General features: G+C 38.8%; 12 protein-coding genes. All 12 read left to right on the top strand.

What is annotated here, in order from left to right; all coding sequences use genetic code 11:
• Nucleotides 1–28: 28 nt before the first annotated feature.
• The 12 genes from E7B10_RS04230 to E7B10_RS04175 all read left to right on the top strand — a co-directional run bounded on the left by E7B10_RS04230 (nt 29) and on the right by E7B10_RS04175 (nt 12,581).
• A complete protein-coding gene (locus tag E7B10_RS04230) occupies nt 29–1,513 on the top strand; it encodes a UDP-N-acetylmuramoyl-L-alanyl-D-glutamate--2,6-diaminopimelate ligase (RefSeq protein WP_287508970.1) in 1,485 nt (494 codons plus the stop codon).
• 1 nt (nt 1,514) lies between these two features.
• On the top strand, nt 1,515–2,873 hold the full coding sequence (murF, locus tag E7B10_RS04225) for a UDP-N-acetylmuramoyl-tripeptide--D-alanyl-D-alanine ligase (RefSeq protein ID WP_287511384.1): 1,359 nt from the start codon (nt 1,515–1,517) through the stop codon (nt 2,871–2,873).
• A gap of 56 nt (nt 2,874–2,929) precedes the next feature.
• Entirely contained in the window at nt 2,930–3,916 is a 987-nt protein-coding gene (gene mraY / locus E7B10_RS04220) for a phospho-N-acetylmuramoyl-pentapeptide-transferase (RefSeq protein ID WP_012864508.1), read from the top strand.
• 83 nt (nt 3,917–3,999) lie between these two features.
• Nucleotides 4,000–5,370, top strand: a complete 1,371-nt coding sequence (murD, locus tag E7B10_RS04215) for a UDP-N-acetylmuramoyl-L-alanine--D-glutamate ligase (protein WP_287507658.1) — start codon at nt 4,000–4,002, stop codon at nt 5,368–5,370.
• A complete protein-coding gene (murG, locus tag E7B10_RS04210; RefSeq protein ID WP_101928361.1) occupies nt 5,370–6,479 on the top strand; it encodes an undecaprenyldiphospho-muramoylpentapeptide beta-N-acetylglucosaminyltransferase in 1,110 nt (369 codons plus the stop codon). The genes murD and murG overlap by 1 nt, the downstream gene beginning before the upstream one ends.
• 14 nt (nt 6,480–6,493) lie before the next feature.
• Nucleotides 6,494–7,876, top strand: coding sequence for a UDP-N-acetylmuramate--L-alanine ligase (gene murC / locus E7B10_RS04205; RefSeq protein WP_316055515.1), 1,383 nt, complete (start codon nt 6,494–6,496; stop codon nt 7,874–7,876).
• Nucleotides 7,873–8,805 carry a D-alanine--D-alanine ligase gene (locus E7B10_RS04200; RefSeq protein WP_101928360.1) on the top strand — a complete coding sequence of 311 codons (933 nt, stop codon included), beginning with the start codon at nt 7,873–7,875 and terminating at the stop codon, nt 8,803–8,805. Before murC ends, E7B10_RS04200 begins: the two co-directional genes overlap by 4 nt.
• A 28-nt stretch (nt 8,806–8,833) precedes the next feature.
• Nucleotides 8,834–9,715, top strand: coding sequence for a cell division protein FtsQ/DivIB (locus tag E7B10_RS04195; RefSeq protein WP_008714136.1), 882 nt, complete (start codon nt 8,834–8,836; stop codon nt 9,713–9,715).
• The gene (locus tag E7B10_RS04190) at nt 9,716–10,411 is read left to right on the top strand and encodes a DUF881 domain-containing protein (RefSeq protein ID WP_287508973.1); all 696 of its coding nucleotides are present in this window, start codon (nt 9,716–9,718) and stop codon (nt 10,409–10,411) included.
• Nucleotides 10,408–10,752 carry a small basic family protein gene (locus E7B10_RS04185; RefSeq protein ID WP_004696202.1) on the top strand — a complete coding sequence of 115 codons (345 nt, stop codon included), beginning with the start codon at nt 10,408–10,410 and terminating at the stop codon, nt 10,750–10,752. Before E7B10_RS04190 ends, E7B10_RS04185 begins: the two co-directional genes overlap by 4 nt.
• A 138-nt stretch (nt 10,753–10,890) precedes the next feature.
• Nucleotides 10,891–11,931, top strand: a complete 1,041-nt coding sequence (gene ftsZ / locus E7B10_RS04180; RefSeq protein ID WP_004697140.1) for a cell division protein FtsZ — start codon at nt 10,891–10,893, stop codon at nt 11,929–11,931.
• 80 nt (nt 11,932–12,011) lie between these two features.
• The gene (locus E7B10_RS04175; RefSeq protein ID WP_004696198.1) at nt 12,012–12,581 is read left to right on the top strand and encodes an outer membrane beta-barrel protein; all 570 of its coding nucleotides are present in this window, start codon (nt 12,012–12,014) and stop codon (nt 12,579–12,581) included.
• The last annotated feature ends 109 nt before the right edge of the window (nt 12,582–12,690 follow it).

Genomic DNA, 12,690 nt, shown 5'->3' with positions numbered 1-12,690 from the left:
TTTCCTTTGCGTGTAAAGGAGATTATATATGAAACAATTACAAGATATAGTAAAAACCTTACATGCACCGCATGTAGAAGGTAATACAGCTGTTGAAATTTTAGATGTAACCGCTGATTCTCGTGCTGTAAAAGCAGGTAGTTTATTTATTGCTTTAGACGGTGCTACTGTAGATGGACATGACTATGTAAATAAAGCCGTTGAAGCCGGTGCTGTAGCAATACTTGTGTCTAAACCAGTAGAGGTAAGTGGTGATGTTTGTGTTATCACTGTAGAAGATACTCGTAAAGCTATGATGACGTGTGTACCGTATTTCTTTGATTACCCAGCAAACTCTATGCGCATGATTGGTGTTACTGGTACTAATGGTAAAACGACTACCACGCATATGATTCGCCATATTTTAAAAGCTCAAGGTCATAAGGTTGGCGTTATTGGTACTGTTCATATTATGATTGGTGATACATCATATCCGATTCATAATACGACTCCTGATGTAGTAGATTTACAACATATCTTGTATCAAATGGTACAAGAGGGAGTTACACATTGTGTAATGGAAGTATCGTCCCATGCATTGGCTTTAGGACGCGTATCTGGTGTTGAGTATGATACGGCTGTATTCACAAATCTTACACAAGATCATTTAGACTTTCACAAAACATTTGAGAATTACTTGGCAGCTAAATGTAAACTATTTGAACAAGTTAGCAAATCAAACCAAATAAAATCTGGTAAGGGTGCTGTCATCAATATTGATGATGCCTATGGACATCGAGTTGTTGAAAAAACTACAGCCCCTATCATTACCTATAGTATTGATGGTAGCGGCACATTGAATGCTCATGACGTTGATATGACGCCAAAGTCTAGCCGTTATACTGTATCTTATGATGGTCATGATTATACAGTTGCAATGAATACAACTGGCTTGTTTAATGTGTATAATACATTAGCAGCTATTGGTGCCTGCTTATTAGAAGGTATTTCCATGGAAGACATCGATAAAGCGTTGAAAACATTTAGTGCTGTACCTGGTCGTTTTGAATTGATTGAAGAAGGTCAACCATTTGCTGTTGTTGTAGACTATGCACATACACCAGATGGGTTAGAAAATATTTTACAAACAGCAAAGGCTATTCAAGAAAATCGTATTATTGTAGTCTTTGGCTGTGGCGGTGACCGAGATGCAACCAAACGTCCTATTATGGGACGCATTGCGGCACAATACGGTGATGTTGTGTATGTTACATCTGATAATCCGCGTACAGAGGATCCTGTACAAATTGTTAAAGATGTGGAAGTCGGCGTTAAAGACGGCCTTCGAGAAGGAACTCACTATGAAGTTATCGTTGATCGTCGAGAAGCGATTCAACATGCTATACAACATGCAAAACCTGGGGATATTGTACTCATTGCAGGTAAGGGGCATGAGGATTACCAAATCTTAAAGGATAAAACGATTCATTTTGATGATCGTGAAGAGGCGCGAGCAGCCCTCAAGGAGATCTAATATGGCAGAATTTACATTGTCTCAAGTACTGGAAGCCACACAGGGGACGAGTGCACATACCGACAATATTAAGTTTTTAGATGTGTCTACTGATACAAGAACTATTGAATCAGGCTTTTTATTTGTAGCCTTAAAAGGTGATACCTTTGATGGCCATGATTTTATCAATGCGGCTATCGAAAAAGGTGCTACAGGGGCTATCGTTGAAAAAGGACGTTCTGTAGAAGGTATTGCTTGCATCGAGGTAGACAATACTTTGGTAGCATATCAAAACTTAGCACGATATCATCGTCGCCGCTTTGATATTCCTGTAGTTGCTATTACTGGTTCCTCTGGTAAGACAACGACAAAAGAAATGGTGGCAGCCGTACTTGGCACAGAATTTAATGTATTAAAAACTGAGAAAAATTTTAATAATGAAATTGGCTTGCCAAAAACCTTGTTACGTTTGACCGCTGAGCATGAAGCCTGTGTTGTTGAAATGGGTATGCGTGGGCTCGGACAAATTGAAGAACTGGCGTTGATTGCAGAACCAACGATGGGGATTATTACTAATGTTGGTACTAGTCACATCGAGCTTTTAGGTTCTCGAGAAGCCATTGCCGAAGCGAAAGGTGAATTGATTCGTTGCTTGCCTGAAAACAGCGTGGCTATCCTTAATGAAGATGATCCATATGTAAAAGCTATGGATCGTTTAGCTAAGGGTAAAACAATTACCTATGGTATTGAACGGAATGCTACTTGTATTGGTAGCCATTTGCGCTATAAAAAAGACGGTATTAAGTTCACTTGTAAGTGTTATGATGAAGTTTTTGATATCTTCTTGCCTATGATTGGTGAACACAATGTATATGATGCATTGGCGGCTATTGTTGCAGGCCGAGTGCTAGGCATTAAATCTAACACAATTCGCAAAGGTTTGAGTGAGTTTAGTGGAACTCCAATGCGTCAAGAAATCGTTCCATTTGAAGATATTGTTATCTTAAATGATGCTTATAATGCAAACCCTTCATCCATGGCAGAAGCTATTAAAGCACTTGGCCAATTAGAAGGTAAGCGTAAAATTGCGATGCTAGGCGATATGCTCGAGCTCGGCGACTTCTCTGAAGAAGCACATCGTGAAATCGGCCATTTGCTTGCTGAAGAGGGTTATAGTGTTGTATTTACCTTTGGTGATGCTGCTGCCTTTATTGCAAAGGAAGCGAAAAAAGCAGGTTTAACTGCATTCCGTTGTAAGAGTCATTTAGAAATGGCAAACGCATACAGTGATATTCGTGAAAAAGGGGATGTTATCCTTGTGAAAGGTTCCCGTGGTTTACGAATGGAGCGCGTTGTTGAAGAATTAAAGGATCGAGAATAATAGGTAACGGCTAGTTATATCTAGCCGTCCTATTTATTAATAAGTAGAGGATTCATATGATAAATCACATTCTGTTAGCCTTCGTAGCGACTTTCATCATTACGGTAGTGCTAGGTAAAATTGCTATTCCTATGTTGCGTTCTTTGCACGCACAACAAAGTATTCGTGAAGAAGGCCCTGAAAGTCATCAAGCGAAAGCAGGTACGCCAACAATGGGCGGTGCTTTCATGATGGTTGCCCTTGTTATTGGCGTGGCATTGTTTGCACCATGGAATGTGGGCACAGGTATGTTATTATTTTTAACACTGGGTCATTGTTTATTAGGTTTTTTTGATGATTTTGTAAAAGCAGTAAAGAAACGAAATCTTGGTTTAACAGCGAAGCAAAAATTACTTGGACAATTTATATTGGCTGCCGTATTCTGTTATTGCATTACTGAGATTATGGTTGTTCCTACCACATTATGGATTCCTGTTGTAGATATACAATTACAATTGGGATGGGGGTATTATGTATTGGCATTCTTGATTATTGTAGGAGCTACAAATGCAGTAAATTTAACAGATGGTCTTGATGGTCTTGCTGGTGGTACATCAGCAGTGGCGGCGATAGCATTCTCTGTTATTGGCCTGATGGCTGTATCGATGACAAATTCTATCGGTGCTGAAAGTGTTGCGTACTTCGGTGCTATTATAGCAGCTGTATGTCTTGGCTTTTTGGTATATAATGTGAACCCTGCAAAAGTATTCATGGGGGATACAGGCTCTTTGGCATTAGGCGGTGCCTTTGCAGCAATGGCTATTTTAACTAAAACAGAATTGTTACTTGTGGTGATTGGCGGCATTTTTGTTATGGAAGCATTATCTGTTATTATTCAAGTTATTTCTTTCAAAACACGTGGTGTGCGTGTATTTAAGATGAGTCCTATTCATCACCATTTTGAACTTTCCGGATGGGCAGAACAAACAGTTGTTAATCGTTTCTGGTTTGGTGGAGCTGTTTTAGCCATTATTGGTGTGCTTTTAGCGACTATAACTTTATAAGATAATACTTAACGGAAGTTGTAAATAATGGTATGCTTATTAGATAGGATACATTAATTTTGTAGATAATTTAGGTGATATAGATGGAATACGGAGATAAACATATACTTGTTCTTGGCGCTGGAGCCAGCGGTATAGGTGCATCTTGGGTATTAGCCCAAGTGGGTGCGCATGTTGTGTTAAATGATTATAAGCCCATGACACTGCCTACGGCTGAGGAGAAACGACTCGTTGCGGCAGGGGTAAATATTATTACAGGACGTCAAGATGAATCCTTGCTAGATGGCGTGGATCGTATCGTTATTTCTCCAGGTATTTCTTTAGATATTCCGATTGTAAAAGCAGCAAAGGCTCGTGGTATTGACGTGGTCAGCGAAGTAGAATTAGCTTATGAAGTATCTAAATCACCTATCGTAGCTGTTACTGGTACAAATGGTAAGACTACGACAACAACCTTATTAACTAAAGTACTAGAAGGCTCTGGAAAACCAGTTCACGTCGGTGGAAATATTGGTGATTCCCTTAGTGAAGTGGCCTATTCTATGCCTGCAGACGGTTTTTTGGTAGCTGAATTATCTAGTTATCAATTAGAGACAATCAAGCATTTTAGGCCTATTGGGGCTATTATGCTCAATATTACTCCAGATCACTTAGCTCGTCATAAGACGATGGAAAACTATATTGCTGCGAAGGAACGCATCTTTGAAAATCAATTAAGTACAGATTATTTAGTGTTGAATATAGATGATCCCGTTGTAGCTGATATGGAACATCGTGCGCCTAGTCATATTCTAAAGATTAGTCAAAAAAAAGCCGTAGAGAATGGCGCTTATTATGCTGATGGGAAATGTTATATTGCTAAAGATGGGGTAGCAAAATTTGTTATTGCAGATGAAGATATTCATATTCCAGGCAGTCATAATATTGAAAACATATTGACCGTTATTGCTTTATCTTATGCATTGGGCGTACCTGTAGAAACAATTCATCGTATTATTAGTGAGTTCCGTGGCGTTGAACATCGTTTAGAACGCGTTAAAACGATTGATGGTATTACATTTTATAATGATTCTAAAGCGACTAATGTAGATTCTGTGGTTAAAGCATTAGAATCCTTTGATCAACAAGTTATTCTATTAGCTGGTGGTCATGATAAAATGACGCCTTTAGAAGACTTCATGGAGTTAGTTAAGGAGAAGACTAAAGCTGTTATTTTCATGGGGGAAGCGGCAGATCGTTTCGAGACGGCTGCAAAAAAGGCTGGTGTGAAGCCGATTTATCGTGCTTTATCCATGAAGGACGCAGTAGAGAAAGGCTATAAATTGGCAGAGACGGGCGATATTGTGCTATTATCTCCGGCTTGCTCAAGCTTTGATTGGTACAGCTGTTTTGAAGAGCGTGGAGATGACTTTAAACGTTGTGTTCATATGTTGCAAGAGGGAGGACACCATTAATGAAACGTGTTATTATTTCAGGTGGTGGCACTGGTGGACATATATATCCAGCAATAACTATATATAAGGAAATTATGAAACAAAATCCTGATGCAAAGGTGTTATATGTTGGTACCAAGCAAGGTCTCGAGGCTACATTAGTTCCTAAAGAGGGAATAGAGTTTACTACGATTCCTGTGCAAGGCTTGCAGCGTCAATTATCGTTAGGTACTTTAGTTACATTAGGTAAAACTGCTTTAGGCATTGTAAAAGCTAATGCTATAGTTTGTAAGTTTAAACCTGATGTTGTTATTGGTACTGGTGGTTATGTATGTGGGCCTGTTCTCTTGGCTGCAGCATTGCATAATATTCCTACTATAATTCAAGAACAGAATGTCATAGCAGGTATTACTAATAAAATTCTGAGTCGTTTTGTTGATGTGGTAGCCCTAGGCTATAAGGATGCGGAAGCATCGTTTTCTAAAGCAAAGCGCGTAGTCTATACAGGGAATCCTGTTCGTCCAGATGTGCTAGTTGATTCGAGAATAGTGGGACGTAACTATTTCAATTTAAGTGATGATACCTTTACAGTACTCATAGCTGGAGGTTCTCGAGGGGCGAGAACTATTAACAATGCTATGATAGATGTACATAAACACTTTCAAGGTGTGAAAGGTATTAAATTAATCCATATTACGGGAAACGGAGAATATGAATCTGTTTTATCCCAATTGGGCATTACCGATGGGGATGGTTTAGGTAGTTCATCTTTGATTTTGCCGTATTTACATGATATGCCAAAAGCACTAGCAGCAGCCGATTTAGCAGTATTTAGATCTGGTGCTATAGGTCTTGCAGAATTAGCAGTTCGCGGTATTCCATCCGTATTGATACCGTATCCATACGCAGCGGAAGATCATCAAACCTATAATGCACGTATCTTTGTACAAGAAGGGGCGGCTCATATGATTGTAGATAAAATGTTGAGTGCTCACGATTTGATAGGGGAAATCGAGATGTTTATGGCCAACCGTGATTTGTTGGCACAAATGGGAGACCGAGCATTGCAATTGGGGAAACCGAATGCGGCTCATGATATTGCAAAATTAGCTTTATCTATTGCAAAGTAACAAGGAGAGGTTTTATGTTAGACGGTATTCACAAAATTCACCTTATCGGTATTGGTGGATCTGGTATGCGTGCGATAGCGAATATTTTGATTCAAAAAGGTTATGATGTATCTGGTTCAGATATTGCTGAATCTGCAGTGATTTCTAAGTTTAGAGATATGGGTGCCACGGTGCATATCGGTCATAATAAAGAATATGTAAATGGTGTTGATGCTATAGTTCGTTCTACAGCGATTCGTGAAGACAATCCTGAAATTGTTGCCGCTAAAGAGCAAGGGATTACCATTTTACATCGTTCTGATATTGTAAAGGCTGTATTAGATGTAACAGATGGTATCGCAGTAGCTGGTGCGCATGGTAAAACATCTACAACTTCAATGATTGGACAAATTTTAGTGGAGGCTAATGCGGACCCTACGGTAATTATCGGTGGCGAAGTAGATTATCTCAAAGGTAGCAGTTGCCTTGGGAAAGGCCATTTTTCAGTTGTGGAAGCGGATGAGAGCGATGGTTCATTTTTAAAATTGCATCCACATACTATCGTTATAACTAATATTGAAGATGATCATATGGATCATTATAAGACTATGGATAACTTGTTAAACGCTTTCTGTGAGTTCGTCGAAACGTTACCAGAAGCGGGCAAGGCTATCGTATGTGGTGATAATGAAAATATTCGTTATGTTATGAGCCGCGTAAAACGTACTTTTATTACGTATGGTTTAGAGGATAATAATGATTATGTAGCAAAAAATATTCATTATGTGGACTCTTCCTTGGTATATGATGTATATCATAAAGGCATTAATATAAGCCACATCAGCTTGCGCGTGCCAGGAGAGCATAATGTATTAAATTCCTTGGCAGCCTTTATTGTGGCTCATGAATGTTGCGGTGTAGAGAATCGCTTTATTACAAAAGCGTTAGGTAAATTTATCGGTGCAAAACGACGCTTTGAAACAAAAGGTCATGTTGGTGGAGTCTGGGTTGTCGATGATTATGCACATCATCCAACAGAAATTAAAGCGACCTTAAGAGCAGCAAAAGAGCTTGAAAAACATCGCGTTATTTGTGTGTTTCAACCGCATCGGTATACACGTACAAGCTTATTGAAAGATGAATTTGCCACTGCTTTTACCAGTGCTGATGAAATATATATGACAGATATTTACAGTTCTGGTGAAGATCCGATTGCAGGTATCGATGGACGTACTATTCCTGACGCTGTTGAAGCCGCTACACATAAGGTTGTACATTATGTACCATCTGTTGACGACATACCGGCTGTATTGGCAAAAATTGTGCGACCTAATGATCTGGTTATCACAATGGGGGCCGGTTCTATTAATCAATATGGACCCAAATTATTAGCTATATTGGAGGAAGGCTTACAATGAAAGATAGAAAAATAATCGTATTGATGGGTGGCCCTTCCAAAGAGGCTGAAGTATCTCGCCGTACTGGCGCTGCTATTGCGGAAGCACTCGAAAGCAAAGGGTATAATGCGCAAACATTAGAACTTAATCCTCGTACTGTTTTAAAAGATATTGAATCCTTAGGCGGAGAGATTGTATTTAATGCAATTCACGGCCGTTATGGTGAAGATGGCGCATTACAAGGCTTGCTTGAAATGGCAGAAATTCCATATACTGGATCGGGCATCATGGCTCATGCGGTAGGAATGAATAAAAAAGTAAGCAAAGATGTTTTCAAAGGGGCTAATATTCCAACAGCTACTTCTGAATCCTTTAATGGTAATTTAGAATCTGCAGAAGCTATTATAGGACATATTCGTAGACAGTTTACGATTCCTGTAGTGGTGAAATCTGCTACTCAAGGCTCTAGTATTGGCGTTACCATCGTTCGTGATGAGGCACAATTGGAGGCTGCTGTTACAGAAGCGCTAAAATATGATCCGATTCTTGTAGTAGAGCAATTTCTTGATGGTCGCGAATTTACAGTATCCGTTCTTGACGGAAAGGCATTGTCAGTAATTGAAATACGTCCACATTCTGGGGAGTATGACTATACCAGTAAATATACTGTAGGTGCTACAGAATATTTAGTACCTGCGCCTATTAGTGAAGAAATGACTGCTGAGATGCAACGCATAGGGGAACTTGTGTATCGCGAAGTACAAGGCAGTGGGGTTATTCGTGTTGATATTATGACAGATCATGCAGATAATATGTATGTTCTAGAATACAATACTGTGCCAGGTATGACGGCAACGTCTTTAGTACCAAAGGCAGCTAAAGAAATGGGAATTGACTTTCCAACATTATGTGAAAAGATTCTATTAACAGCTAGTATAGGGAAATTTTAAGGGCTGAATAGAACATAAGGAGTTATCTATGGATGACAAGCAATACCATCCATCCAACTCTGGGGAGATGCAGTCTTCTACACCTGTTCATGATGAACGGGCTGTATTTAGAAAACGAGTGTTAAAAATCGGTGGTGCAGTTACTCTCGTGTTGGTGGGATTGTTTACACTACCTATTCCTTTTGGATCCTTAAAAATTATAGGATCGGATAAGGTAACTGTACAAGATGTAATGGTAGCAGGGGATATTCATGAACCTGTAAATATATTGCAAATTAGTACAGAGAAATTAAAAACTAGATTGGCGAAAGACTTACGGGTTGAAGAGGCCCAAATTAGTTATCAATTGCCATTTACAATGGTTGTACGTGTCATAGAGCGCAAAGCTGTTGCAGTTGTACCAGCTCAGTTTGGTTATTTAACACTTGACAGTAAAGGTCAAGTGATTGCATCAGAGCCTGCAATACAAGATACGTCGGTACCAATGATATCAGGTGTTAAGGCGGGAAATATTTTGTTAGGTGATACCGTTGTTGATAAGCCCATTTTAGCGGCTCTTGAATACTTAAACTCTCTTGATGAGAGCACCTTCAAGACTATTGCAGAAGTCAATATAGGAGATCCTGATGCAATAATGGCTTATACCGTATCGGGGGTGCAAATTAGATTAGGAGATAGTAAAGACTTACCTAAAAAAGCCGAGTTAACTCAGTCTATGTTACAAGATATTAAGACAACACATAGCAATGTACAATATATAGATGTTAATGTTTCATCACCATATATAAAAACTGATGTAATACCGGAAGTTAAAAAGCATCAGACTGGAACAAAGACAACAGAAAATTCATCTACTAAGAAGGATGATAAAAAACAAGATAAACAAGGTCATGTTGAAGATAAAAGGTAGATGATTGTCGTGAGACACGAACGGTGGGCAATAGCCTTAGTCAGTTGTATATTGGGTTTCATGGTTGTTACTCAATATAAGATGACTCAAGATAATATAGAAGAAAATATCCGTTTACAACGGGCTGGTGATTTAGCCGTACAATTACGAGAGGCTCAAAGTGAACGTGATGCATTGTTAAAACAAATAGAAGAACTTAAACAGTCTGGTGCTAGTAGCAATGTTAAAGCAGATGAACAGTTGATGATGAAAGCAGCTTTAACTAATGTTAAAGGTACGGGTGTTAGTGTATTAATTGAGGATAGCTTAAAGCCAATTCAAAGTGGTGAAAATCCTAATTTATATGTAATTCATGATGAAGATATTTTACGTATTGTTAATGAATTGCGAGCTGGTGGGGCTGAGGCGATAGCTATCAATGACCAACGTCTCATAGGGACTTCTGAAATACGATGCTCTGGTCCGACTATTACTGTGAATGGTAAGGTTTTTGGGGCTCCTTTTACAGTTAAAGCAATTGGTAATCCAAAAACACTAAATTCTGCGCTCACCATGCGAGGCGGTGTGGTGGATTCCTTGAAACACTGGGGCATAAAGGTAACCATAAAGGAAGAAAATGAAATAGCTATTCCAGCTTTTACAGGAACCTTTAGAGAAGAGCATATAAAGCCTAATGAAACAGGAGGTAAAGAATGAATATTTATATCTTTGCCATTGTTGGTTTAATTGTAGGTACTACATTAGGGTGGCTTTCACCATTTCATATACCTATAAGTTATGCAAATTACACATCGGTCGCTGTTCTGGCTGCACTAGATGCTGTATTTGGTGGTAGCCGAGCTGCATTGGAACGAACCTTTGATCTTAGTAATTTTGTGCTTGGGTTCTTTTCAAATGTTGTGTTAGCTGTTATTCTTGTATATGTAGGTGACCTCATAGGAATTAACCTATATTACGTAGCTCTTATTGGCTTTGGATTGCATGTATTTATTAATGTAGGAGCTATACGTAAGATTATTATGACTAAGCGATTCTAATAAATCACATTCTATATAGTGGAAAGTTTTTAAATTTTAGTGTAAAATAAATGTAATTGTTATAAGATTGTCAGTATATAAATCGATACATTGGGACGTATATTGATACGATAGATAACGATAAGAGGAGGAAGTTCAATGTCTGATTTTGCAAATATTAAAGTTATCGGTGTTGGTGGCGGCGGTAATAACGCTGTTAATCGCATGGTAGATAGCGATCTTAAAGGTGTTCAATTTTTATCCGCTAATACTGAAAGCCAAGTGCTTGAATTATCTAAAGCGGATGTAACGATCCAAATTGGCGAGAAGGTTACAAAAGGTCTTGGTGCAGGCGCAAATCCACAAATCGGTGAAGAGGCTGCTCAAGAAAGCCGCGAAGAAATTATAAAAGCTCTTGAAGGTGCTGATATGGTATTCGTAACTGCTGGTATGGGTGGTGGTACTGGTACAGGTGCTGCTCCTATCGTTGCAGAATGTGCTAAAGAAATCGGTGCATTGACAGTTGGCGTCGTTACTAAACCGTTCGCTTTTGAAGGTAAACGCCGTCGTGCACAAGCGGAAAAAGGCATTGAATTCTTGACTCAAAAAGTAGATACTATTATCGTTATTCCTAATGATAAATTGTTGCAAGTTGTAGATAAAAAATGTTCCTTAAGCGATGCGTTCCGTACAGCTGATGATGTACTTCGCCAAGGTATCAAGGGCATTTCAGACTTGATTCAAGTTCCTGGCTTGATCAATCTTGACTTTGCAGATGTTAAAACTATCATGACTGAACAAGGCGAAGCATTGATGGGGATTGGCGTTGGTGAAGGTGAAAACCGCGCTGCTGACGCAGCTAAAATGGCTATTAATAGCCCATTGTTGGAAACATCTATCGATGGTGCAAAAGGCATCTTACTCAATATTTCTGGTAGTGCAAACTTAAGCTTGTTTGAAATTAATGAAGCTGCCGAAATTATTTCTGAAGCGGCGGATCCTGATGCAAATATTATCTTCGGTTCCGTTATCGATGAAAGCTTAGGCGATACAGTTCAAATTACTGTTGTGGCAACTGGTTTTAATTCAAATACTAAGAATGTACCTGAATTCGGTAAAACAACAACTACATCCCGTCCGGCATCCACTACAAATACTAACAGTGGTATCCCTGATATCCCTGTATTCATGAAACGCTAATTTATAGATTGTATAATTACTATACCTATCGATTAGTAACTTATTAAGACATACCGTTGGTATGTGTATAGGAGGTAAAAATGAAGAAATTAGTATTATTAACTTTAGCAGCTACAGTTGTAGCCGGTAGTGCATTTGCTGCAGCTCCTGTAACGAAAATTAGTGATGGATCCACTAAGGTACAAGCTGATTATGCTTTTAAACAACACGTATCTAACGGTGGCGGCAATAGTAATGATGGTTTCGGTGTTTCTTTACAACACGACCTTTCCAATAAAGCCGCATTACAATACTCTTACGATAAATTAAATGCAAAAAATGGTGATATTAAAGATCATCAATTAGCATTGGTTTATAAAGTACATCCAAATGTAAATTTATATGGTGCAGGTACTGCGATTCGTACAAATGATACTGAACTTGGTTTCCAAGCTGGTGTTATCGGTCATGTACCTTTGACTAATAAAGTAAACGGCTTTGCTAAGGCTGGTTGGGGTAATGATATTAAGCAAACTTATCAAGTAGGTGCTCAATATGAAGTACGCCCTGATGTAGATTTGAATGTATACTATGGCTATGATAAATATAGTGTAGATAGCAATGATAAAACTGCAAAAGGTTTACACGCTGGTGTAGGCTATTCCTTCTAAGGATGATGATGGGGCTGTAACAAAACAGTCCCTTAACCTAAACAAGCTATTAGTTAATTTTAGATAATCAACTAATAGCTTGTTTCTGTATTTCTAAGCAAAAAGGGCC

This window comes from Veillonella sp., from assembly GCF_032470285.1.
Lineage (GTDB): Bacteria > Bacillota > Negativicutes > Veillonellales > Veillonellaceae > Veillonella.
The sequence above is the reverse complement of the archived record's forward strand: the minus strand, read 5'-3'. Positions and strand labels throughout refer to the sequence as shown.

What these genes read in the sequence shown, in the direction of transcription:
- E7B10_RS04190 (WP_287508973.1), top strand. Translation starts at nt 9,716, where the DNA reads ATGATTGTCGTGAGACACGAACGGTGGGCAATAGCCTTAGTCAGTTGT.
- E7B10_RS04230 (WP_287508970.1), top strand. Translation starts at nt 29, where the DNA reads ATGAAACAATTACAAGATATAGTAAAAACCTTACATGCACCGCATGTA.
- E7B10_RS04185 (WP_004696202.1), top strand. Translation starts at nt 10,408, where the DNA reads ATGAATATTTATATCTTTGCCATTGTTGGTTTAATTGTAGGTACTACA.
- murF (WP_287511384.1), top strand. Translation starts at nt 1,515, where the DNA reads ATGGCAGAATTTACATTGTCTCAAGTACTGGAAGCCACACAGGGGACG.
- E7B10_RS04175 (WP_004696198.1), top strand. Translation starts at nt 12,012, where the DNA reads ATGAAGAAATTAGTATTATTAACTTTAGCAGCTACAGTTGTAGCCGGT.
- ftsZ (WP_004697140.1), top strand. Translation starts at nt 10,891, where the DNA reads ATGTCTGATTTTGCAAATATTAAAGTTATCGGTGTTGGTGGCGGCGGT.
- murC (WP_316055515.1), top strand. Translation starts at nt 6,494, where the DNA reads ATGTTAGACGGTATTCACAAAATTCACCTTATCGGTATTGGTGGATCT.
- murG (WP_101928361.1), top strand. Translation starts at nt 5,370, where the DNA reads ATGAAACGTGTTATTATTTCAGGTGGTGGCACTGGTGGACATATATAT.
- murD (WP_287507658.1), top strand. Translation starts at nt 4,000, where the DNA reads ATGGAATACGGAGATAAACATATACTTGTTCTTGGCGCTGGAGCCAGC.
- mraY (WP_012864508.1), top strand. Translation starts at nt 2,930, where the DNA reads ATGATAAATCACATTCTGTTAGCCTTCGTAGCGACTTTCATCATTACG.
- E7B10_RS04195 (WP_008714136.1), top strand. Translation starts at nt 8,834, where the DNA reads ATGGATGACAAGCAATACCATCCATCCAACTCTGGGGAGATGCAGTCT.
- E7B10_RS04200 (WP_101928360.1), top strand. Translation starts at nt 7,873, where the DNA reads ATGAAAGATAGAAAAATAATCGTATTGATGGGTGGCCCTTCCAAAGAG.